General features: G+C 71.8%; 19 protein-coding genes. 14 read left to right on the top strand and 5 right to left on the bottom strand.

Features of this window, described 5'->3' with window-relative positions; genetic code table 11:
• The first annotated feature begins 307 nt into the window (after positions 1–307).
• The 4 genes from ACIA8D_RS24175 to ACIA8D_RS24160 all read left to right on the top strand — a co-directional run bounded on the left by ACIA8D_RS24175 (position 308) and on the right by ACIA8D_RS24160 (position 4984).
• Positions 308–1789: an amino acid permease gene (locus tag ACIA8D_RS24175; protein WP_399235329.1), complete on the top strand. Its 1482-nt coding sequence runs from the start codon at positions 308–310 to the stop codon at positions 1787–1789.
• A gap of 10 nt (positions 1790–1799) precedes the next feature.
• Positions 1800–2252 (top strand): Lrp/AsnC family transcriptional regulator, encoded by a 453-nt coding sequence (locus tag ACIA8D_RS24170; RefSeq protein ID WP_399235327.1) that lies wholly within the window; start codon positions 1800–1802, stop codon positions 2250–2252.
• A 159-nt stretch (positions 2253–2411) separates the two neighbouring features.
• Positions 2412–3203: a carbon-nitrogen hydrolase family protein gene (locus ACIA8D_RS24165; protein ID WP_399235325.1), complete on the top strand. Its 792-nt coding sequence runs from the start codon at positions 2412–2414 to the stop codon at positions 3201–3203.
• Between the two features lie 77 nt (positions 3204–3280).
• On the top strand, positions 3281–4984 hold the full coding sequence (locus tag ACIA8D_RS24160) for a flavin monoamine oxidase family protein (RefSeq protein WP_399235323.1): 1704 nt from the start codon (positions 3281–3283) through the stop codon (positions 4982–4984).
• 10 nt (positions 4985–4994) lie between these two features.
• Here the strand turns inward: ACIA8D_RS24160 and ACIA8D_RS24155 are convergent, their stop codons facing one another.
• Together ACIA8D_RS24155 and ACIA8D_RS24150 are read right to left on the bottom strand one after the other, a co-directional pair.
• Positions 4995–5930 (bottom strand): LLM class F420-dependent oxidoreductase, encoded by a 936-nt coding sequence (locus tag ACIA8D_RS24155; protein WP_399235321.1) that lies wholly within the window; start codon positions 5928–5930, stop codon positions 4995–4997.
• A gap of 83 nt (positions 5931–6013) precedes the next feature.
• Positions 6014–6727 (bottom strand): DUF5995 family protein, encoded by a 714-nt coding sequence (locus ACIA8D_RS24150; protein WP_399235320.1) that lies wholly within the window; start codon positions 6725–6727, stop codon positions 6014–6016.
• Between the two features lie 158 nt (positions 6728–6885).
• On the opposite strand from ACIA8D_RS24150, the gene ACIA8D_RS24145 reads away from it, so the two are divergent.
• From ACIA8D_RS24145 to ACIA8D_RS24105, 9 genes are all read left to right on the top strand, one after another.
• Positions 6886–8010 (top strand): glycoside hydrolase family 6 protein, encoded by a 1125-nt coding sequence (locus ACIA8D_RS24145; RefSeq protein ID WP_399235442.1) that lies wholly within the window; start codon positions 6886–6888, stop codon positions 8008–8010.
• A gap of 115 nt (positions 8011–8125) precedes the next feature.
• Positions 8126–9529, top strand: a complete 1404-nt coding sequence (locus ACIA8D_RS24140; RefSeq protein ID WP_399235318.1) for an amidohydrolase family protein — start codon at positions 8126–8128, stop codon at positions 9527–9529.
• 87 nt (positions 9530–9616) lie between these two features.
• Complete coding sequence (locus tag ACIA8D_RS24135; protein WP_399235316.1) at positions 9617–11086, top strand: nucleobase:cation symporter-2 family protein; 1470 nt, start codon at positions 9617–9619, stop codon at positions 11084–11086.
• A 12-nt stretch (positions 11087–11098) separates the two neighbouring features.
• Positions 11099–11818, top strand: coding sequence for a GntR family transcriptional regulator (locus ACIA8D_RS24130; protein WP_399235313.1), 720 nt, complete (start codon positions 11099–11101; stop codon positions 11816–11818).
• A gap of 90 nt (positions 11819–11908) precedes the next feature.
• The gene (locus ACIA8D_RS24125) at positions 11909–14152 is read left to right on the top strand and encodes a molybdopterin cofactor-binding domain-containing protein (RefSeq protein WP_399235312.1); all 2244 of its coding nucleotides are present in this window, start codon (positions 11909–11911) and stop codon (positions 14150–14152) included.
• Between the two features lie 75 nt (positions 14153–14227).
• Positions 14228–15157, top strand: a complete 930-nt coding sequence (locus ACIA8D_RS24120) for an amidohydrolase family protein (protein WP_385763128.1) — start codon at positions 14228–14230, stop codon at positions 15155–15157.
• 312 nt (positions 15158–15469) lie between these two features.
• Complete coding sequence (locus tag ACIA8D_RS24115) at positions 15470–16213, top strand: hypothetical protein (RefSeq protein WP_399235310.1); 744 nt, start codon at positions 15470–15472, stop codon at positions 16211–16213.
• Positions 16200–17630 carry a UbiD family decarboxylase gene (locus ACIA8D_RS24110; protein WP_399235309.1) on the top strand — a complete coding sequence of 477 codons (1431 nt, stop codon included), beginning with the start codon at positions 16200–16202 and terminating at the stop codon, positions 17628–17630. Before ACIA8D_RS24115 ends, ACIA8D_RS24110 begins: the two co-directional genes overlap by 14 nt.
• Complete coding sequence (locus ACIA8D_RS24105; RefSeq protein ID WP_399235307.1) at positions 17627–18187, top strand: UbiX family flavin prenyltransferase; 561 nt, start codon at positions 17627–17629, stop codon at positions 18185–18187. The genes ACIA8D_RS24110 and ACIA8D_RS24105 overlap by 4 nt, the downstream gene beginning before the upstream one ends.
• A 1-nt stretch (position 18188) precedes the next feature.
• Here ACIA8D_RS24105 and ACIA8D_RS24100 read toward each other — a convergent pair whose 3' ends face one another.
• Together ACIA8D_RS24100 and ACIA8D_RS24095 are read right to left on the bottom strand one after the other, a co-directional pair.
• Positions 18189–19586, bottom strand: coding sequence for a uracil-xanthine permease family protein (locus ACIA8D_RS24100; protein ID WP_399235305.1), 1398 nt, complete (start codon positions 19584–19586; stop codon positions 18189–18191).
• A gap of 123 nt (positions 19587–19709) precedes the next feature.
• A complete protein-coding gene (locus ACIA8D_RS24095; protein ID WP_399235303.1) occupies positions 19710–20924 on the bottom strand; it encodes an MFS transporter in 1215 nt (404 codons plus the stop codon).
• 94 nt (positions 20925–21018) lie between these two features.
• On the opposite strand from ACIA8D_RS24095, the gene ACIA8D_RS24090 reads away from it, so the two are divergent.
• Positions 21019–22185, top strand: coding sequence for an ROK family transcriptional regulator (locus ACIA8D_RS24090; protein WP_399235301.1), 1167 nt, complete (start codon positions 21019–21021; stop codon positions 22183–22185).
• 310 nt (positions 22186–22495) lie between these two features.
• Here the strand turns inward: ACIA8D_RS24090 and ACIA8D_RS24085 are convergent, their stop codons facing one another.
• Positions 22496–23230 carry an SDR family oxidoreductase gene (locus ACIA8D_RS24085; protein WP_399235299.1) on the bottom strand — a complete coding sequence of 245 codons (735 nt, stop codon included), beginning with the start codon at positions 23228–23230 and terminating at the stop codon, positions 22496–22498.
• Positions 23231–23252: the final 22 nt, after the last annotated feature.

Below are 23252 nucleotides of genomic sequence, written 5' to 3'. Positions count from 1 at the left end.
CCCCGTCGCGAACCCCGCGTCCCTCTCCGGAGGGCCGCGGGGTTTTGTCGTTTCCGGCCAATGCGCACGCAAGGGACGAATGGTCGCGCGCAACGATCGGCCGACTCCGCGAACGTAGCGCAACGATCATGCGCGACTGCGCAAGGTTGCTGCATTACACCTGAGAAGAGAACTCCTCTAGAGTCATCCGCTGTACGTTGCGTGGCGGGGGTTCGGCCTGCTCGGCGGGACCCGTTTTCCGGGTGTGCTCCGCCGCGTCCCCCTCGCTGCGGTCAACCCCACCCGGCAGCGATCAAGGAGCCAGTCCGTGCTCGATCACGGCGCACCACCGCGCACCCCGCAAGCCCCCACGCCCGTGGGGTTCGGCGCCCGCCTCATGCGGCGCAAGCCGGTGGACCTGCTGGTTGCGGAGGGCGGCCAGGGAGAAGGTGGATCGCTGCGGCGCTCCCTCGGGCTCTGGCAGCTGACCATGATCAGCATCGGCGCCACGCTCGGCACCGGCATCTTCGTGGTGCTCGGCGAGGCCGTCCCGAAGGCCGGTCCCGCCGTCACGCTGTCCTTCGTGATCGCCGGTCTCACCGCACTCTTCTCGGCGCTCTCGTACGCCGAACTGGCGGGCACCATCCCGGTCGCCGGCTCCTCCTACTCGTATGCGTACGCAACGATGGGCGAACTTCTCGCCTGGGTCTGCGGCTGGTGCCTGGTCCTGGAGTACGGGGTCTCGGTCGCCGCGGTCGCCGTCGGCTGGGGCGAGTACCTCAACGAGCTGCTCGACGGGACGATAGGCGTCACCATCCCGGCCGCGCTGTCCGCGCCGCCCGGTGACGGCGGGATCTTCAACCTGCCGGCGCTGATCGTGGTGCTGCTCGCCATGGTGTTCCTGCTCGGCGGCGCCAAGGAGTCCGCGCGGGCCAACACCATCATGGTCGCCGTGAAGATCGCGGCCCTGATCCTCTTCTGCGTCATCGGCTTCATGGGCTTCAAGTCCGGCAACTACGAGAACTTCATGCCGCTCGGCATGGCGGGCGTCAGCGCCGCCGGTGCCACGCTCTTCTTCTCGTACATCGGCTTCGACGCCGCCTCCACCGCTGGTGAGGAGGCGAAGAACCCGCAGCGCGACCTGCCCCGCGCCATCATGCTGTCGCTGATCATCGTCACCGCGCTGTACGTCCTTGTGGCCGCCGTCGCCGTGGGCGCCCGCAAGTGGACGGACTTCACCGACTCCGAGGCGACGCTCGCCGCGATCATGAAGGACGTCACCGGGCAGCCCTTCTGGGGCACGGTGCTCGCCGCCGGCGCCGTCATCGCCATCGCGTCCGTCGTGCTCACCGTGCTCTACGGGCAGACCCGCGTGCTGTTCGCGATGTCCCGCGACGGCCTCGTGCCGAAGGTCTTCGCCAAGGTCCACCCTAAGACCGGGGCGCCGCGCGCCAACACGATCATCGTGTCCCTGTTCTGCGGCATCCTCGCCGCCGCGATCCCGCTCGGCCAGCTCGCCGACGCCACCAGCATCGGCACGCTCTTCGCGTTCGCCCTGGTCAACATCGCCGTGATCGTGCTGCGCCGGACCCGCCCAGACATGAAGCGCAGCTTCCGGGTGCCGCTGTCGCCGGTTCTGCCGGTCATCGGCTTCGCGCTCTGCGTGTGGATGATGGGCAGCCTGTCCGCTATCACCTGGATCGTCTTCGGTGTCTGGATGGCCGTCGGTCTCGTGTTCTACTTCAGTTACGGGATGCGCCGCTCCCGTCTGGCCGCCTCTGACACAGGCCTCGTAGACGCAGAAAAGTGAACCTCCTGCCTTGCTGAACGATCTCGACGAACGCATCGTGCACGCCCTCGCCGAGGACGCCCGCCGCTCCTACGCGGACATCGGCCAGCTGGTCGGCCTGTCCGCCCCGGCCGTGAAACGCCGTGTGGACCGGCTGCGGGCCACCGGCGCGATCACCGGGTTCACGGTGCGTGTCGACCCGGCCGCGCTCGGCTGGGAGACCGAGGGGTTCATCGAGATGTACTGCCGCTCCAACACCTCGCCGGAGGCGATCCGGCGGGGCCTGGAGCGTTATCCCGAGGTCGCGTCCGCCTCCACCGTCACCGGTGAGGCGGACGCGATCGTGCAGGTCTTCGCCTCCGACATGCGGCACTTCGAGCGGGTCCTGGAGCGGATCGCCGGAGAGCCCTTCGTCGAGCGGACGAAATCCGTGCTGGTCCTGTCGCCGCTGATGCGGCGTTTCACGTCGGGTTCGCCCGCGTAGCGGCAGCCCTTAGCTCCCGCGCAACGAATCGCCGTTCCGCGCGAAAATCACGCAACGAACAGCTCAGCAGCGTGCAACAGGTGCTTCTTGTACGCGGTGGCGGGCCCCCGTAGCTTTTTGGTGACCCCGAACCCCACCCCGTACCGGTTGAGGACACCCATGCGCACCGCCCTGCTCCAGAGCTCAGGACACCCCGGCTCGACCGCCGCGAACCTCAAGGTTCTCGACGCGGCCGCGGGCCGGGCCGCCGCCGCGGGCGCCGGGATCCTCGTGACCTCGGAGATGTTCCTGACCGGGTACGCGATCGGTGACGACGTGGCCCGGCTCGCCGAGCCCGCCGACGGGGACGCGGCCGACGCGGTCGCGGAGGTCGCCCACCGGCACGGCCTCGCCGTCGCCTACGGGTACCCGGAGCGCGACGGGGAGACGGTCTTCAACGCCGTCCAGCTGATCTCCGCCGACGGCAGCCGCCTCGCGAACTACCGCAAGACGCACCTCTTCGGCTGCTTCGAGCGCGAGCAGTTCACGCCCGGCGAGCAGCCGGTCGTGCAGGCCGAGGTGAACGGTCTGCGGGTCGGCCTCATGATCTGCTACGACGTCGAGTTCCCGGAGAACGTCCGGTCCCACGCCCTCGCCGGCACCGACCTGCTGCTCGTGCCGACGGCGCAGATGCACCCCTTCCAGTTCGTCGCCGAATCGGTCGTGCCGGTGCGTGCCTTCGAGAACCAGATGTACGTCGCGTACGTCAACCGGGTCGGTGCGGAGGGCGAGTTCGAGTTCGTCGGGCTCTCCACGCTCGCCGGCCCCGACGGGGTGGCCCGCGCCCGCGCGGGGCGTGGCGAGGAGCTGGTGTTCGCCGACGCCGACCCCGACTTCCTCGCCGCTTCCCGCGCGGCCAACCCGTATCTGAGCGACCGCCGCCCCGGCCTCTACGGCTCGCTCGCCTCCTGAGGCCCCGCCCGCCCCGGCCCGCCTCAACTCCCGCTTCCTGCCCAGCACTTCAGTACCCCGCAAGGAGTCCGCACCCCATGACGTCCACGGTGCCCACCGCAGCCCAGCACACCGAGGGCCAGCCGCCCATCACGATGTTCGGGCCGGACTTCCCGTACGCGTACGACGACTTCCTCGCCCACCCGGCGGGCCTCGGCCAGATACCCGCGACCGAGCACGGCACCGAGATCGCCGTCATCGGTGGCGGCCTGTCCGGCATCGTCGCCGCGTACGAGCTGATGAAGATGGGCCTCAAGCCCGTCGTCTACGAGGCCGACCAGATCGGCGGCCGCCTGCGTACTGTCGGCTTCGAGGGCACCCCGGCGCAGGCGTCCGACCTGACCGCCGAGATGGGCGCGATGCGCTTCCCGCCGTCCTCCACGGCGCTCCAGCACTACATCGACATGGTCGACCTCAAGACCAGGGCGTTCCCCAACCCGCTCTCCGAGGCCACCCCCTCCACCGTCGTCGACCTCAAGGGTGAGTCCCACTACGCCGAGACCCTCGCCGACCTGCCGCAGGTCTACCGGGACGTCGCCGACGCCTGGAACAAGTGCCTCGACGAGGGCGCCGACTTCTCCGACATGAACCAGGCGATGCGCGAGCGCGACGTGCCGCGCATCCGCGAGATCTGGGGCAAGCTCGTCGAGAAGCTCGACAACCAGACCTTCTACGGCTTCCTCTGCGAGTCCGAGGCGTTCAAGTCCTTCCGGCACCGGGAGATCTTCGGCCAGGTCGGCTTCGGCACCGGCGGCTGGGACACCGACTTCCCGAACTCCATCCTGGAGATCCTGCGCGTCGTCTACACCGAGGCCGACGACCACCACCGCGGCATCGAGGGCGGTTCGCAGCAGCTGCCGCTGCGCCTGTGGGAGCGCGAGCCGCAGAAGATCGTGCACTGGGCGCCCGGCACGTCGCTGTCGAGCCTGCACGCCGACGGCACGCCGCGCCCGGCCGTGACCCGGCTGTCCCGCACGGCCGGCAACCACATCACCGTCACGGACGCCGACGGCGACATCCGCACGTACAAGGCCGCGATCTTCACGGCCCAGTCGTGGATGCTGCTGTCCAAGGTGGACTGCGACGACTCGCTGTTCCCGATCGACCACTGGACGGCGATCGAGCGCACGCACTACATGGAATCCAGCAAGCTGTTCGTGCCGGTCGATCGGCCGTTCTGGCTGGACAAGGATGAGGACACCGGCCGTGACGTCATGTCGATGACGCTCACCGACCGGATGACCCGCGGCACGTACCTGCTCGACGACGGGCCCGACAAGCCCGCCACGATCTGCCTCTCCTACACGTGGTGCGACGACAGCCTCAAGTGGCTGCCGCTGTCGGCGAACGAGCGGCTCGAAGTGATGCTGAAGTCGCTCGGCGAGATCTATCCCAAGGTCGACATCCGCAAGCACATCATCGGCAACCCGGTGACCGTGTCCTGGGAGAACGAGCCGTACTTCATGGGCGCGTTCAAGGCGAACCTGCCCGGCCACTACCGCTACCAGCGCCGCCTGTTCACGCACTTCATGCAGGAGACGCTGCCCGAGGACCGGCGGGGCATCTTCCTCGCCGGTGACGACATCTCGTGGACGGCCGGGTGGGCCGAGGGCGCCGTGCAGACCGCGCTGAACGCCGTGTGGGGCGTCATGCACCACCTCGGCGGCGGCACGGACGCGGCCAACCCCGGCCCGGGCGACGTGTTCGAGGAGATCGCGCCGGTGGAGCTCCCCGAGGACTGATCCCCGGCTTCTACACCCCGGCCGTCCGGGCCTTCTCGTACAGCTCGGCCGCGACGTCCTTGAGCTCCTGGGCGTCGCGGGCCCGGCCCTGGAGCTCGATCAGGATCTCGTCCAGGCCCACCTCGTCGTGCGCGACCAGGTCCTCGACGATCTGGTCGACGCTCCCCTGGAAGGGCTTGCGGTCGTCGCCGGTGTACGGCTCGCGCGTGTGGACCGTGTTGGCGCGCAGCACCGTCTGGAGGGGAGCGGTGCGGCCGCGCTCCTCGGCGAGTGCCTGGAGGTCGGCCCACTGCTGCTTGAGTTTCTCCGCGCCCATCGCCGCGGGCATCCAGCCGTCCGCCTTGTCGACCAGGCGGCGGGCCGACTTCGGGCTGTTCGCCGGGAGCAGGATCGGCAGCGGCCCGGCCGGCTTGGGGCCGATGACGGACGGCGCGATCCTCGTCAGCTCGCCCTCGTACGACACCGGGTCCGGGCCCCACACCGCGCGGCACACGTCGAGCAGTTCGTCGAGGACCTTGCCGCGCCGCTCGAAGGGGGCCACGCCGGCGGCCGCGTACTCGTCGTGCGACCAGCCCGTGCCCAGCCCCGCGACGACGCGGCCCCCGCTCGCCGCGTCCAGCGAGGCCAGCGAGCGGGCGAGCTGGAACGGGAGGTGCAGCGGTGCCACCAGGACGCTGGTGCCGAGCCGGGCGCGGGACGTGGCGGACGCCGCCAGGGTGAGCGCGACGAGCGGGTCGGCGACCGAGCGGTACTGGTCCGGCCAGGGCAGGCCCGGGATCCCGTACAGCCCCTGGGTGGCGGGCTCGGGGAACAGCACCCGCTCGAACACCCACAGGCTGTCGTAGCCGACGGCCTCGGCCGCGCGCGCCACGTCCGGGACGTCCCTGCCGATGTCGTACTGCTTCATCTGGGGCAGTCCGAGGCCGAGTCGGGTCGTCGTCGCCATGCTCGTGCTCCTTTGCTCGACAGCGCGGGTCCATGTGTCAACGCCCGGGCGCGGTACGGATGTTCCCGGCGCGGCGGCCGGGGTCAGTCGGGCAGCGGAGTGAGCAGCATCCGGCCGACCAGGCCCACCGAGGCGTCGAGGCGGTGCGTGAACTCGGCCGCCACGGACGGCAGGTCGCGCAGCGCCCACAGCGCGCGGGCCGCGCCCCACGCGCCGTCGCGGGCGCGCTCCAGGCTCCACGCGCCGAGCAGATGGGTCAGCGGGTCGGCCACCTGGAGCAGGTCGGGGCCCGGCATCAGCTCTTCGCGGACGCGCTCCTCCAGCGTGACGAGGAGGTCGCCCACGCGTTCGAACTCGTCTTCCAGGGCGTCCGGTTCGCAGTCCAGGGTGCGACACGCGTCCACGACGGCGAGCGCCAGATCGTGCCCGATGTGCGCATTGATGCCCGCGAGCGCGAACTGCAACGGGCGTACGCCGGGATGCCGGCGGAACTGGAACAGCGGCCGCCAGCAGGCGGGCGGGCGCGCTCCGTGGGCCGCCGCGTCGACCGCCCCGAGATAGCGCTCGGCGAACCGGACGTCCAGCGTGACCGCCGCTCCCCGGTCCGGGAAGCCGCCGGTGGGGCCGCCGTCGATGGCCCGGTCGACCGCCTCCGTGACACAGAGATAGACCCGGTTGAAGACGGCCACGCCGTCGCGCGGTGGCAGCTCCGCGCCGAGCGCGCGCATCCGTGCGATCACGTCGTCGACCCCGAGAGCCGGGATCCGGGCCTGTGCGAACCGCTCCAACTGCGCCATGAACGCAGCGTCCCAGCCGTAGCCTTGCACGGACGTCGGCTGGCCGGGGGCTTCCCCAGAACGAGGGAACGGCGGACCAGGAGGGGGAGGGTGCGGTGGTGTCGGGCTCACGCGCGCGACGGCTGGCCGAACGGCGGGCGCAGCGGCGCCGCAGGACCGTGCGCGGAGCGCTCGCCGCGGCGGCCTCGGCCGTGGTGGCCGTCGGCGCCGTGGCGGGCCTCGTCGCCGCCCTTGACGACGGCCGCGGCGAGGCGGACGAGGCGCGCCCGACCGCCGGCGCCACCCCGAGCCTGCACCCGCTGCCCGCGCTGCCGACCCCGTCGCCGACGAGCAACTCGCCGTCGCCGTCGAAGAGTTCGAAGCCCGAGCCGAAGAAGAAGACCCCCGCCCGTCCGAGGCCGACGAGCGCGCCGCCCGCCGCGAGCGGCCTGTACCGGTACGGCGACTCCCAGGTCCTCGACTGGGTGCGGGCCAACCGCTCCGACCCGCGCCGCCCGCTCATCGAGTCCCGGATAGCGAACCGCCCGGCCGCCGTCTGGTTCGCCGACTACGCGCCCGCCACGATCACGGCGCGGGTGCGCGCGGTGACCTCGGCCGGCGCGCGCGCCGGACAGGTGCCGGTGCTGGTGCCCTACGCCGTCCCCGACCGGGACTGCGGCGGACACTCCGAGGGCGGGGCGCCCGACCTGGACGCGTACGGCGACTGGATCGAGCGGTTCGCGCGGGGCCTCGGCTCCGGCGAGGTCATCGTGATCCTGGAGCCCGACGCGCTGTCCCAGACCGAGTGCCTGACGAAGGGCCAACAGGCCGACCGGCAGGCCGCGTTGGCCCACGCGGGCCGGGCCCTGAAGTCGGCGAACCCGCGCGCCCGCGTCTACTACGACGCCGGGCACTCCGCCTGGAACCCGCCCGGCACCCAGGCCGGGCGGCTGCGCGCGGCGGGCGCCGCCTCCGGCGCGTCCTCCGACGGCGTGTTCACCAACGTCTCCAACTTCCACCGCACCCCGGACGAGATCGCGTACGCCCGCAAGGTGCTCGCCGCGCTGGGCGGGCCGAGCGGCCTGGGCGCCGTCATCGACACGAGCCGCAACGGCAACGGCGCCCCGGGCGACGGCGAGTGGTGCGACCCCGACGGCCGTGAACTGGGCCGGGCCCCGACGCTGCGCACCGGTCAGGCCCGTATCGACGCCTATCTGTGGGTGAAGCTGCCCGGGGAGTCGGACGGGTGCAAGGGCGAGCCGGGGACGTTCACGGCGGACTACGCGTACGAGCTGGCGGACTGACCCAGCTTCAACCTCCGTGCCTGCTTGAGGGGTTGACAGTTCCAGTGGCCGGAATATGTTGCATGCAATGTGAAATGTGGCCGATGCCCGAGACCCCCTGGACCCTGGAGGCTCTATGGACTCCGTTCGGCAGTGCGACCTTCTTCTCACCGGTGGCCACGTGGTCACCGTGGACGACGCGAGGAACGTGTACGAACCCGGCGCCGTCGCGGTGGCGGGCGACCGGATCGTGGCGGTGGGCCCGACGGCGGAGATCGAGGCCGGGTGGCGGGGCGCGCGGGTGGTGGACTGCCGGGGCCGGGCCGTGCTTCCGGGGTTCGTGGACGGGCACAGCCACCTCTTCCAGGCGCTGGCCAGGGGGCTCGGCGAGGGGCAGTCGATCTGGCCGTGGCTGTGCGAGTTCATGTGGCCGTACTCGATCGCGGTCGACGCCGAGGACGCGCGGGTCGCGGCGACGCTCGGCGCGGTGGAGGCACTGCGCTCCGGCATCACCACGGTCGTCGACAACCACTACGCGCCGACCGACGCCGAAACGGTTCTCTCGGTGGCGGACGCCATCGCGGCGACCGGCCTTCGGGGCGTCGTCGCGCGCGGCATGATCGGGCACAAGACCGCCGTCGCCGCCGCGCGCGGACTGCCCGACGCCCTCTTCCGGTACTCGGTCGCCGAGGAACTCGACATCACTCGGGACTGCATGCGCGGCCGGCCGCCCGGCTCCGCCGTCGAGATCTGGCCCGCCCCGCTCAACCTCAGCTACGGCGACCAGGATCTGGTGCGCGGCGCCGCCGCGCTGGCCCACGAGTTCGGCGTCCGCTGGCACACGCACTGCAGCGAGGGCGCCAAGGACCCGGCGAGCTACCTCGACGCGTACGGGATCAGGCCCGTGAGCTGGCTCGCGGCGGAGGGGCTGCTCGACGAGCGCGCCACCCTCGCGCACGCCGTCTGGCTCGACGACGCCGAGACGAAGGCCGTCGGCGAGCACGGGGCGGGCGCCGCCCACAACCCGGCCTCCAACGCGTATCTCGCCTCCGGAGTGATGCCGCTGCGGCGGCTGCGCGACGCGGGGGCCGTCGTGGCGCTCGGCACCGACGGGCCGAGCGCGGGGCACCGGCAGGACATGTTCGAGGTCATGAAGCAGGCCCTGTTCGCCCAGCGTCTCGACACGCTCGACCCGGCGGTGGCGCGCTGCGAGGAGGCCCTGGAGCTGGCCACCAGGGAGGGCGGCCGGTACGTCGGCAACGGCTCCGGGGTGCTCGCGCCCGGCGCCCCCGCCGACCTCGCCGTGGTCGCGCTCGACCGCCCCCACCTGCGCCCGCTGCACCGCGCGGTGGCCGCGCTCGTCTACTCCGCACGCGGCGGCGACGTCGACATGACCGTCGTCGGCGGGCGCGTCGTGGTCGAGGACGGCCGCTGCACCCTCGTCGACGAGGAGGCGCTGCTGGAGGAGGCCCAGGAACGCGCCGAGCGCCTCGTCCACCGGGCCGGACTCGACCCCCTCGCCACCGCTTGGCGTACCTGAAAGCCACAGGTCACGGCCGTCCGTCCACGGCCCCGGTAAGTGCGCACGAGACAACACCCGGACCACCGGGTGGAGGGAGTAACGCACATGTCCGAGAAGGAAGTTCAGGACGGGACGGCGGAGGCGGGCGCGGTGGAGGAGGTGCGGCCCAAGGACGCCGTCGACTCCGTGCCCGCCGTGTGGCGCCTCGTCGTCTACGGGTTCCAGCACGTGCTCGCCTTCTACGCGGGCGCCGTCGTGATGCCGCTGCTCGTCGCCGAGGGCATCGGCATGAAGGGCGACGACATCGCCCTGCTCGTCAACGCCTCGCTGCTGACCTGCGGCCTCGCCACGCTCCTGCAGTCCGCCGGGCTTCCGGGCATCGGCATCAGGCTGCCCGTGGTGCAGGGCACCTCCACCACCGCGGTGCCCTCGCTGGTGTCCGTGGGGCTCGCGGCGGGCGGGGCGAAGGCCGGCCTGCCGACCGTGTTCGGGGCGGTGATCGCGGCCGGGCTCGCCCTGTTCGTGGTGGCGCCCGTCTTCAGCAGGCTGGTGCGGTTCTTCCCGCCGCTGGTCACCGGCACGATCGTGACCATCGTGGGGATCACGCTGCTCGCCGTCGCCGCGCGGCAGGTGGGCGGGGGAGACCCGAGCAAGGGCTCGTTCGGCTCGCCCGCGCACCTGGGGCTCGCCGCCGTCACGCTCGTCGTCATCCTGCTGCTGCACAAGCTGTCGCGGGGCTTCCTCGCGACGGTGGCGGTCCTGGCCGGCCTGTTCATCGGCACGGTCGTGGCCGCGTTCGCCGGGTTCGCCGATTTCTCCGGGATCGCCTCCACGCCCTGGCTCGGCACGGCGGCCCCGCTGCACTACGGGGCGCCCCGCTTCGACGTCGTCGCGGTGCTCTCCATCGTCCTCGTCATGGTCATCATCGCGGTCGAGTCCATCGGGCAGTTCTTCGCCGTCGGCGAGATCGTGGACCGCAAGGTCGAGGGCAAGCACGTGACCCGCGCCCTGCGGGCCGACGGACTGGCCACGGCGGTCGCCGGGGTCCTCAACTCCTTCCCCAGCACGGTCTATTCGCAAAACATCGGCCTGATCCGGCTGACCAGGGTGAAGTCCCGGTGGATCGTCGCGTCCTCCGGCGTGATCATGATGGTGCTCGGGCTCGTGCCGAAGGTGGGGGCGATCGTCGCCGCGATGCCGGCCTCCGTCCTCGGCGGCGCGACCATCGTGCTGTTCTCCACCATCGCCGTCGTCGGCGTGCAGATCCTCTTCCAGGCCGACCTGACCGACCAGCGCAACACCATCCTCGTCGCCGCGAGCGTGGGCGTGGGCTTCCTGCCCACCGCGTTCCCGCAGTTCGCCGAGCAGATGCCGGGGCGGCAGCTGCACGCGCTCTTCGAGAGCGGCATCATCCTCGGCACGCTCACGGCGGTGTTCCTGAACCTCTTCTTCCACCACCTGCGGCTTCCTTTCGGAAAGCGGCGAAAGAACGCGGAGGAGCCGTCCCAGGACGTCGGATCCATTGACGCGCCCGAACATTACATGCAACATGTATCTCCAACGGGCAAGCAGTGAGGGAGAGTTGAGATGAGCGCAGAGCGTGCGGTCAATCCGGTCGCGGCCGGCAGCCTCCTGGCGGACCGGGCGTACGAGGAGCTGAAGGGCGCCGTCCTCGCGAACCGGCTGCGCCCTGGTGACGCCCTCTCCGTGCCCGCCCTCGCCGCACAGCTGAGCATCAGCCGCAGCCCGGTGCGCGAGGCGGTCCAGCGCCTCATCCACGACGGCCTCGCCACGCACGTCCCGCACAAGGGGGCCGTGGTCGCCACGGTCGACGTGGAGGACGTGCGGCAGCTGTACGTCGTCCGTGAGGTGATGGAGGGCCTCGCCGCCCGCCTGGCCACCGAGCGCCTCGACGCCTCGCGCCTCGCCGAACTGCGCGAGCTGCTCGAGCGGCACGAGCGCGAGGTCGGCACAGGGGTCGACGAGCGTACCCACATCGAGATGGACATGGCGTACCACCGGATGATCCGCGAGGTGGCGGACAACCCCCACCTCACCGCCGCCCTCGACACCATCCAGGGCCGCGCCCACCTCGCGCTGCACCAGCTGTGGCGCGGCCAGGAGGCACCGCGGCTCGCCGTCGCCGAACACCGCCGCATCTTCGAGGCGATGACATCGGGCGACTCCGACGCCGCCGACCTCGCGGCCCGCGACCACATCCGCAAGCTCCGCATCCGCCTCGCACAGGCGGTCGCGCCCGGGCCCTCGGGCCCAGCCGAGCCCGGCCGCGTACGCCCCGTCGAATAGCGCCACCGCACAGCTCCACCGAGCGTGACCACGCGTCCCGCTCGCGTCTCAACTCCCGTTCAGCGCAAGCCAGAAGGGAAGTGAACGACCGTGAGCACCGCAACCGGCACCGCCACCGCTGTCCGTGACGGCGTCGGCGCCAGCGCCGCGCGCCCCGACGGCCGACTGAAGGTCAAGGGCGACTTCGCCTACTCCTCCGACCTGTGGGCCGAGGGCATGGTGTGGGGCGCGACCCTGCGCTCGCCGCACCCGAGCGCCCGCATCGTCCGGCTCGACACGAGCGCGGCGCTGCGGCTGCCCGGGGTGTTGGCGGTGCTCACCCACGAGGACGTCCCAGGGCGGGCGACGTACGGCATGAAGGTCTCCGACCAGCCGGTCCTCGCCGCCGACCGGGTCCGCTACCAGGGCGAGCCCGTGGCGCTCGTCGCCGCCGACCACCCCGAGACGGCCCGCAGGGCGCTCGCGCTGATCGACGTCGCGTACGAGGAGCGGCCCGCGCTCACCGACCCCGAGGAGGCCGTACGGGGCACGGGCCCGCTGGTCCACTCCGAGCGCGTCGACGGCAAGCACGGCAACGTCGTCCGGCACGTCCGCATCCGCCACGGCGACATGGATGCCGCCCGCGCCGAGGCCGACGTGATCGTCAGCGGCACGTACGAGGTCGGCATGCAGGACCAGGCATTCCTCGGCCCCGAGTCCGGGCTCGCGATCCCCGCGGAGGACGGCGGAGTCGACGTCCACGTGTCGACGCAGTGGCTGCACGACGACCAGCACCAGATGTGCGCGGCGCTTGGCCTGCCACCGGAGAAGGTGCGGCTCACACTCTCCGGTGTGGGCGGCGCGTTCGGTGGACGCGAGGACGTGTCCGTGCAGATCCACGCGGCGATGCTCGCCCTGCGCACCGGCCGTCCCGTGAAGATGAGCTACAACCGCGAGGAGTCCTTCTACGGCCATGTGCACCGTCACCCGGCACGCATGTGGTTCGAGCACGGCGCGACGCGCGACGGCCGCATCCTCTTCGTGAAGGCGCGGCTGCTCTTCGACGGCGGCGCCTACACCTCCACCTCGCAGGTCGTCATCGCCAACGGCTCCTACTTCGCGGCCGGCGCCTACGACGTGCCGCACGCCGAGATCGACGGCGTCTCCGTATTCACCAACAACCCGCCCTGCGGTGCGATGCGCGGCTTCGGCGCCGTCCAGTCCTGCTACGGCGTCGAGTCGAACCTCGACAAGCTGGCACGCGAACTGGGCATGGACCCGGTCGAGTTGAGGATCCGCAACGCGATGACGACCGGGACGGTGCTGCCGACCGGGCAGGCGGTGGACGGCCCCGCGCCGGCGGCGGAGCTGCTGGAACGGCTGCGGGCGCGACCGCTTCCCGGAGCTGGGGAGGGGGCGTTCGGAAATCCCGGCGGACTCAGCAACACCAGCCACGGCGAAGGCATCCGGCGCGGCGTCGGGTACGCGATCGGGGTCAAGGCCATCGGATTCTCCGGCGGCGTCGACGACCGCTCCGTGGCCCGCGTACGGCTCGTCCTGAGCGGCGGCGAACCCGTCGCCGAGGTGCACACCGCCGCCGCCGAGTGCGGCCAGGGCATCGTCACCGTACAGACGCAGATCGTCCGGACGGAGCTGGGTGTCGAGCGTGTGGTCGTGCTGCCCGCCGACACGCAGGTGGGAGACGCCGGCTCGTCCTCGGCCTCGCGCATCACCTGGATGAGCGGGGGAGCGGTGCAGGGCGCGTGCACGGCGCTGCGCGAGCGGATCACGGCGCTGGGGGACCGGCCGTTGACCGAACTACTAGCGCAGTACGGGGAGTTGGAGGCCGAGTACGAGTACCGGCACCGCCGCACTTTTCCTGTCGACGACGAACGCGGGCAGGGCGACGCCCACATCGCGTTCGCGTTCGCCGCGCACCGGGCGGTCGTGGACGTGGACACGGAGCTGGGGCTGGTCAAGGTCGTCGAACTGGCCACCGCGCAGGATATCGGCAAGGCGATGAATCCCCTCGCCGTGGAAGGCCAGATCGAGGGCGGCAGCGCGCAAGGACTCGGCCTCGCCGTGATGGAGGAGCTGCGGGTGGAGGCGGGCCGACTGCGCAACCCGTCGTTCACGGACTACCTGATCCCGACCATCGCCGACATGCCGCGCGTGCCCATTGAGCTTCTGGAACTTCCGCACCCGGATTCGCCGTACGGCCTCAACGGCGTCGGTGAGCCGCCCACCCTGTCGTCGACTCCGGCGATCGCGAACGCGCTGCGTGCCGCGACGGGCCTGGAGTTGGCGAAGGTGCCGGTGCGGCCGGAACACATCGTTTTTGACGAAGGGAGGTGAGGCGGGCCCTGCCCTGGGTCCCCAAACGGTCCACCACGGAACACGGTTGGCACCAGCTGGGAAGGAAACAAGACCTTGATCATCGACACCCATATGCACCCCACCAACATCGTCGACCAGGCGTGGCGGCACGACGGCTCCCCGTTCACGGGCGAGCGCACGCTGGAGATGATGGACGGCCCGTACATGATCAACGGTAAGCCGCGCCGCATCGACTACGGCTGCATCATGCCGCCGCCCGGCAACTCCGTCTGGCAGGACGGGATGCGCACCGGGCGCGAGGGCATCCGCGACTACATGTCGTACATCACCGAACTGGTCACCACGTACCCCGACCGGTTCATCGGGAACTTCATGTACAACCCGCGCTTCGGGCCCGAGAACGGGGCGAAGGAGCTGGAGTTCCACGTCAAGGAGTACGGCTACAAGATGCTCAAGTTGCATGCCAACATGCATGCCTACCGGCCCGACCGGGCGCTCGACTGGCTGCGGCCCGTGCTGCGGGTCTGCGACGAACTGGGTGTCGTCGTCCTCATCCACACCGGCGACGGGCCGTACTCGATCCCGACGCAGTTCTACCCGATCATCCGGGAGTTCACCAACGTCAACTTCATCCTCGCCCACTTCGGTGTGCAGACCGGTGGCGTGTACTGCTTCGAGGCGCTCTACATGATCCTCGACTCGCCGAACGTGTACGGGGAGTCCGGCTGGCTGCTCCAGTCGCGGATCGTGGAGTTCGCGCAGCAGATGGAGAAGCACCAGCTGGTCTTCGGCACGGACTCGCCGCCGAACGAACCGGGCATGTGGGCGCGGGAGTTGGAGGTGCTGTGCGGGCCGCCGCCGCAGGGCATGAACCTCTCCGAGGAGCACCTGGAGGGCTACCTCGGCAACAACATGGCCAAGCTCCTCGACCTGAAACCGACGCCTCCGCCGAGGAACCAGGAGGAGGCGCAGCTTCGCCTGACGGACACGTACGCGTCGTTGGACACGGTTGCGCGTAGGTGACGGTGGCTGGGGGCGGGTCCCGGCGGCCGGGGCGGCGGATTGATCCGTGACGGGGGCGTTGCCGGAGGGGGAGGGCGGCGACGGGGGGCGGGTTCCGGGGTGTGGTGGTGGGGCATCGGGCGCCGGTCTCCGTTCCGCCGCCCATCTCCCACCCGCCCGCCCTCTCCCATGGCTCGCGGGCGACCGTGCTCCCGGCTTGGGTGACTGGTCGCCGACTGCGGCCCCCGCACCCGTCACAAACGCCCCCACCACCTCACCCACCCCAACCACCCCCCGGCCCCCGCCCACCGCAACAGACAGGACCCCGTAGACATGCGACGGATAGGGCACCTCCTCCCCGCCACCTCCCTCGGCGCCGATCGCTGGCTCGCCCAGATCTGCGCCCCGGTCCAGGTGGACATCGCTCACCCGACCACCCGCGCCCTCCTCCCCGAGTTCCAGTACGGCCCGGCCCTGACCCCCACCCACACCGCCGAACTGCAACGCGGAGCGGAACAGTTGGCCCAGGCCGGCGCCGACGCCATCGTGTGGCACGGAACATCGGGCGGCCTCGACGGCGCCGCCCACGCCCGCGCCGCCGCCCGCATCATCGAACGCACCGCAGGCGTCCGCGCATCCACCGTCACCCTCGGCCAGCTCGACCTCCTGGCCCGCGCCGCGACCCACTCCATCGCCCTGATCACCGCCGGCTCCGCACAACAGGCGGGACGCCTCGCCGACACCTGTCTCGCCGCGGGCCTCCGCATCGCCTCCCTCACCGCCCTCGACCTCGCCACCCCGCGCGAGGCGGCCGAACTCCCGGTGTCGAAGGTCCGCCGGATCCTCCTCGACGCCGACTCCGCCGACGCCGAGTGCCTGGTGGTCGCGGGCACCGAACTGCCGGTCGCCCCCGTCGCGGCCATGGTGGAACGGGAGTTGGGCAAGCCGGTGCACGACGGGGCCCGCGTCGCCGTCCGCACCGGGCTCGACCTGCTGGCCACGGGCGTCGAATCCCCGGCGTGGGGCGCGCTGTTCACGGGCGGCGTGCACGCGGGAGTCTGCTGTGACACCCACTGAGCGGGCCCGTGCCACCGCCACCGCGACCGGCCAGGACCTGCACGCCTTCCTCGACGCCTACCGCGCCGCCCACCCCGGCGACGTACTCACCGTCGACGAGAAGCTGGAGGGCGAGGACGTAGCCGCCCTCGTCGCCGAGCTCGCCGCCCGCGGCCGCGCCGAACTCCTGGTCTGCACACAGGTTTCGGGACTCGACGGCACCCCCCTGGTCACCAACCTCTTCGCCTCGCGCACCCGCGTCGCCCGCCTCCTCGGCACCGACCCGGCCGGCCTGCACCGCGCCTACCAGCAGGCCGCCGCCCGCCGCGCCGAACCCCGCGTCGTCCCCACCGGCCCCGTCCTCGACACGGTCGCCGAGGGCCCGGACGTCGACCTGACCACGCTCCCGCTCCTCCAGCACTTCGACTCGGACCGCGGCCCGTACATCACCAGCGGCGTCATCACGGCCGAAGCACCCACCAACGCGCCCGACGTACCCGACGCACCCCGCCGCTCCGGCAACCTCAGCTACCACCGCGCCCTCGTGCACAGCCGCACCGAACTCGCCACGAGCCTGCACTCGCGCGGCCACCTGTGGCAGCTGCTGCGCCTCGCCGAGGAGCGCGGCGAACCGCTGCCGGTGGCGATGGTCGTCGGAGCCCACCCCCTCTTCCAGCTCGCCGCCTCCGCCCGCGTCGGCCCCGACGTCGACGAACGCACCCTGGCGGGCGGCCTGTTGGGGGAGCCGCTGGACGTCGTGCGCACGCCACGGCACGGCATCCGTGTCCCCGCCTGCGCCGAACTCGTCCTCGAAGGCGTCATCGACCCGGCCCGCACCGCGCCCGAGGGCCCCTTCGGCGAGTTCTCCGGCTACTCCTCCGACCGCTCCACGAACAACGTCCTCACGGTGCACAGCGTGCTGCGCCGACGCGACGCCGTCCTGCTCGACGTCGTCGGAGGCAACAGCGCCGAACACCTCAACCTGGCCCGCATCCCGCGCGAGTCGGAGATGGCGGAACAGCTCAGGTCCCGGTTTCCCGAGGTCACCGCGCTGCACTACCCGACATCGGGCACGCACTTCCACGCGTACGTCGCGCTGCGCCAGGCCCGCCCCGGACAGGCCCGGCAGATCATGCTGGCGCTGCTGGGCTGGGACCCGTACCTGAAGACGGTCGTCGCGGTCGACGACGACGTGGACGTCACCCGCGACGCGGACGTGCTGTGGGCGCTCGCGACCCACTTCCAGCCGCACGCCGACCTGTTCACGGTCGACGGTCTGCCCGGCAGCCCGCTCGACCCCTCGTCGACGCCGGACGGCACCACGTCCCGCATGGCCCTCGACGCCACCCGCGCCCCGCACTTCGACGCCGTCCGCATCCGCACGGACCCGGCCCGCGTCGCCCGCGCCCGCGAACTCCTCGACCGGGGCGCCCCGTGAGGCTCGTCGTCGGGATGACGGGAGCGACCGGCGCCATCCACGGAATCCGGCTCCTCGAAGCCCTCCGCGCCCTGCCCGACGTCGAGACGCATTTGATCCTGACCCGCTGGGCGCGTACGACCATCGAGCTGGAGACGGACCGCACCGTCGCCGATGTGCAGAAACTCGCCGACGTCGTGCACCGTCCGGGAGATCAGGCGGCGGCCGTCTCCTCCGGCTCGTTCCGCACCGACGGCATGGTGATCGCGCCGTGCAGCATGAAGACCCTCGCGGGGATCCGGGCGGGCTACGCGGACGGACTGATCGGCAGGGCGGCCGACGTCACCCTCAAGGAGCGGCGCCCGCTGGTCCTCGTGGCGCGCGAGAGCCCGCTGCACGAGATCCACCTGGCGAACATGCTCGCCCTCGCCCGCATGGGCGTCCGGATCGTCCCGCCGATGCCGGCCTTCTACCAGCGCCCGAAAACGATCGAGGACCTGGTCGACCACACGGTCGCCCGGGTCCTCGATCAACTCGCCCTGCCGGGTCCGGAGGTGGACCGCTGGGCGGGAGGCTGACTCAGCTCTTGCCGGCGCCGCCCTCGGACTCCTCGTCGTACGAGGAGGTCCCCTCGTCGAGCAGCGGCTGCTGCGTCTTGAGGTGGGCGGGGGCCATGGCCCGCAGCACGTGGTAGCCGGTGATCACGACGATCGTGCCGAGGGCGATGCCGCTCAGCGAGAAGTTGTCGGTGAAGTTCAGGGACACGTTGCCGATGCCGATGATGATGCCCGCGGCGGTCGGCACCAGGTTCAGCGGGTTGCGCAGGTCCACCCCCGCGTTGATCCAGATCTGCGCGCCGAGCAGGCCGATCATGCCGTAGAGGATGACCGTGATGCCGCCGAGCACACCGCCCGGGATCGCCGCGACGATCGCGCCGAACTTCGGGCACAGGCCGAAGAGCAGCGCGAATCCCGCCGCCGCCCAGTACGCCGCAGTGGAGTAGACGCGGGTCGCGGCCATGACGCCGATGTTCTCGGAGTACGTGGTGTTGGGCGGGCCGCCGACGGCCGTCGAGAGCATCGAGCCGACGCCGTCCGCGGAGATCGCCGTGCCGAGCTTGCCGTCGAGGTTGTCGCCGGTCATCTCGCCGACGGCCTTGACGTGCCCCGCGTTCTCCGCGATCAGCGCGATGACCACCGGAAGCGCCACGAGGATCGCCGACCACTGGAACGACGGGGCGTGGAAGGACGGCAGGCCGAACCAGTCGGCCTGGCCGACCGCCGACAGGTCGAGCCGCCAGTGGTCGACGGCCTTGCCGCCGCTGTTCGGTGAGTGGATCTTGCCGAAGACCTGGTCGAGGACCCAGGAGAGCGCGTAGCCGAAGACCAGGCCGAGGAAGATCGCGATGCGCGACCAGAAACCGCGCAGGCAGACCACGGCCAAACCGGTGAACAGCATGACGAGCAGGGCCGTCCACTGGTCCGTCGGCCAGTAGGTGGAGGCCGTCACCGGGGCGAGGTTGAAGCCGATCAGCATCACGACCGCGCCGGTCACCACCGGCGGCATCGCCGCGTGGATGATCCGTGCCCCGAACTTCCGCACCGCGAGGCCCACCAGGAACAGCGCGGCGCCCACGACGAAGACCGCGCCCGTGACCGTCGCGCTGGAGCCGCCCTGCGCCCGGATCACGGCCGCGACGCCCACGAAGGAGAGCGAACAGCCGAGGTAGCTGGGCACCCGGCCGCGCGTCGCGAGCAGGAAGATGATCGTCGAGACGCCCGACATCATGATCGCGAGGTTCGGGTCGAGACCCATCAAAACGGGTGCGACGAAACTCGCGCCGAACATCGCGACCACGTGCTGCGCGCCGAGACCGACCGTGCGCGGCCATGTCAGGCGTTCGTCGGGGCGGACGACCGCGCCGGGAGCCGGCGTGCGCCCGTCGCCGTGCAGTTTCCAGCGCACGCCGAGGTCCATGAGAGTTTCCGCCTTCTGTGGTGGCCGTGAGGTGGGTGGTGCCTGTGCGGCTCGGAATGATCGCTTCATGCTAATGCGACGTAAGTGCGAGTTCGTACCGAGCCGCCGCCCACCTGGCCCGCCCTACGAGGCGTGATCCGTCGCCCGCGCGGCGCTCGGCTCCGCCGCCCCCGTCCGCGTACGGTCGCCGCCGCGCAGCACCTTCGCGAACACCACGAGCCCGCTCGCAAGCACCGTGACCAGGCCGAACGACACGACGAGGCTGGTCGCGTCGGCGATCGTGCCGATCGCCGATGGCGCGATCAGGCCCGAGGTGTACGTGATGGTGGCGACGCCCGCGATGGCCAGGCTCGGGTTCGGCCCGCTGCGCCCGGCCGCGGCGAAGCAGAGCGGCACGACGACCGCGATGCCGAGGCCTACCAGGCCGAATCCGGCCATCGCGACGCCCGGGTTCGGCGCGATCACCACGAGCAGCGCGCCGACCGTGGCCACGAGGCCGCTGATCCGCACGGTGCGCACCGCGCCGAACCGGTCCACCACCGCGTCGCCCGCGATCCGGGCCACCGCCATGGTGAGCGTGAACGCCGTGGTGCAGGCGGCCGCGAGCCCGGCCGAGGTGCCGAGCACGTCCCGCAGATAGACCGCCGACCAGTCCAGGCTCGCGCCCTCCGCGAACACCGCGCAGAATCCGACGGCCCCGATGAGCAGCGCCGACCTGGGCGGCAGCGCGAAGCGCGGCGGCGCCTCCTCTTCCTCCGTCGGGCGCAGATCGAGCACCCAGCGGCAGGCGATCAGGCCCGCCACGGTCAGGACGCCCGCGGCGAGCGCGTGGTGCAGCCGGGCGTCCGAGCCCAGGTGCGCGGCGAGGGTGCCGCCGAGCGAGCCGAGCAGGGCGCCCACGCTCCACAGCCCGTGCAGCCCCGACATGATCGACTTGTCGAGCCGGGTCTCGATCTCGACGCCGAGCGCGTTCATGGCGACGTCCGACATGCCCGCGGTCGCGCCGTACACGAGCAGCGCGGCGCACAACGTGACCACATTGGGCGCCAGCGAGGGCAGGATCAGGGCCAGCGTCCACAGCGCGAGCAGTCCGCGCAGCCCGGCGCGGGCGCCGAAGCGGTGGGTGACGCTGCCCGCCAGCGGCATCGAGAGCGAGGCGCCGATCGCGGGGAAGGCGAGCGCGAGGCCCAACTGGCCCGCGCTCACGCCCGCGTGCTCCTGGATCCAGGGCACCCGCGTCGCGAACGACCCCGTCACGGAGCCATGGATGCAGAAGACGGTGGCGACGGCGTACCGCGCCCGCTTCAACTCCCCTGGTGCGTACGTCAGTTCCGCCATCCCGCGAGCCCTCCCCGAGTCTCCCTTGTGTGCCGCCGTAAACTATCAGGAACCCTGCCTGATAATGCCAGCGATATCCGCGTAGGATCCCGCCATGCCCGCATCGCCGAGAACCGCCCGAGCCATCAACGACCGGCTCGCGCTGCGCCTCCTCCAGGAGGAAGGGCCGCTCACCGCGGGGCAGTTGAAGGAACGCACGGGTCTTTCCCGGCCCACCGTCGCCGATCTCGTCGAGAGGCTCACCGCGGCGGGTCTCATCGAGGTCGCGGGCGAGGCGGGCGCCGAGCGGCGCGGCCCCAACGCGCGTCTCTACGGGATCGTCGCCGGCCGCGCCCACCTCGCGGCGCTCGACGTACGCACCCGCGGCGTCCGGCTCGTCGTCGCGGACCTGCTGGGCACGGTGCTCGCGGAGGCGTCGGTGCCGGTCGGGGCGGGGGAGGCGGCGGGCGGCGCCGTCGAGCGCACCGTCACCGCCCTGGAACGGACGGCGAAGGAGGCGGGCGTCGAGCGGCTGCACACCGTCGGCGTCGGCGCACCCGGCCTCGTCGACCCCGCGACCGGTGAACTGCGCGACTCCTCCGGCCTGCCGGAATGGCACCGCCGACTGGTCTCGGCGCTCCAGGAGCGACTGCCCGCGCGGGTCCTCGTGGAGAACGAGACGAACCTTGCCGCCCTTGCCGAACGGCGCGACGGCGCCGCCCGCGACCGCGACACCTTCGCGCTGCTGTGGCTGGGCCTCGGCATCGGCGCTGCCGTCGTTCTGGACGGCAAGCTGCGGCGTGGCGCCTCCGGCGGCACCGGCGAGGTCGGCTTCCTGCCGGTGCCCGGGACGGCCGGACTGCCGTCCGCGTCCGGCTGCGACGGAGGCTTTCATTCACTGGTCGGCTCGGCGGCGATCCTCGAACTGGCCGCCGCGCACGGGCTCGTGGACCCCGGCGAGCCGCTGGAGCGCGCGGCGGACGTGGTGCGCGCCGGGAACGGGGCCTTCCTCGACGCGCTGGCCGACCGGGTGGTCCTGGGCGCCGCCGCGGTGGTGGCCGTCCTCGACCCTGGCTGCGTCGTCCTGGCCGGCGAGATCGGCCGCGCGGGGGGCGCGGCGCTGGCGGACCGGGTAGCGACCCGCGTCGCCGCGATGTCCCCGCTGCCCACGGATGTCCGCGCCGGCGAACTGGGCGGCGGCGCGGTGTTGCGCGGCGCGCTCCTGATGGCCCGGGAGACGGCCCAGGAGGCGGTCTACCCGCGCGGGGACACCCGGGGCTGAGCTTGGGGCTCTGCCCCATACCCCGCTGCTCAATCGCCGCAGGGGCTTGATAGATCAAGCCCAGCCCCTGCCGCTGGCTATGGACCAAGCCTCTGCCGGCGAATGATGGACCAGGCCCCTGCCGGCGATTGACAGATCAAGTCCCTGTGGCGATTGATGGGTCGAGTCCCGCTGGCGGGCGGGCCGATCAAGCCCCGCCGGCGATTGAGGCGCGGGGTCCGGGGCGGAGCCCCGTGGCGTCAACGCCGGTGCCGGTAAATGTCAGCCCCTGGCGCGGGGCCCGGGGCAGCGCCCCGAGGCGTAGGAACGGTCAGCGCCGAGAGAGATACTCCGCGAACGTCACCTTCCCGGTCCGCCGCTCCGGCGTCAGATGCCCACCCGCCCGAAACGCCCGATACACCTTCCCGGCCAGTGGCACCGAGACGACCGCCCGCCGCTTCCCGGCCGCTCTGAGATACGTACGCGCGAGTTCCGTGAACGCGAGAACCTCCGGCCCACCCATGTCCGCGACCCGCCCCGCCGGAGGCAACTGCGCCAACTCCGCCAACCGCTCCGCCACTTCGCCCACCTCGACGGGCTGATCGCTCACCCCGGCGGGCAACAACACCACCGGCAGCTTCGCCGCGCCCCGCACGATCGTCGCCACCAGATCGTGGAACTGCGTCGCCCGCAGCACCGTCCACCCGAGCCCCGACTCCTCGACGAGCCGCTCCACCGCGAGCTTCGCCTTGTAGTAGGGGAACGGAACCTCGTCCACGCCGACGATCGAGATGTAGAGCAGGTGCGGGACCTCCGCCCGGCGCGCGGCCGCGATCAGGTTCGCCGCCGCCTTCTCGTCGCCGCCGGTCTGTGTCGACGCGCAGTGCACGATCGTGTCCACGCCCGTCACGGCCCGGTCGAGCGCCGCCCCGCCCTCCCGCAGATCCACGGCGTACGGCTCGCTGTGCCTGCTCAGCACCCGCACCTCGTGCCCCGCCCTGCGCAGCCGCTCGGTGACGAGCCGGCCGAGCGTTCCGGTTCCGCCGGTCACCAGGATCGTGGTCATCGCCTTCTCAGCTCCTTCGCAC

Origin of the sequence: Streptomyces sp. NPDC051684 (genome assembly GCF_044453445.1) — a bacterium.
GTDB lineage: Bacteria > Actinomycetota > Actinomycetes > Streptomycetales > Streptomycetaceae > Streptomyces.
This window is presented reverse-complemented; position numbering and strand designations above follow the sequence as displayed.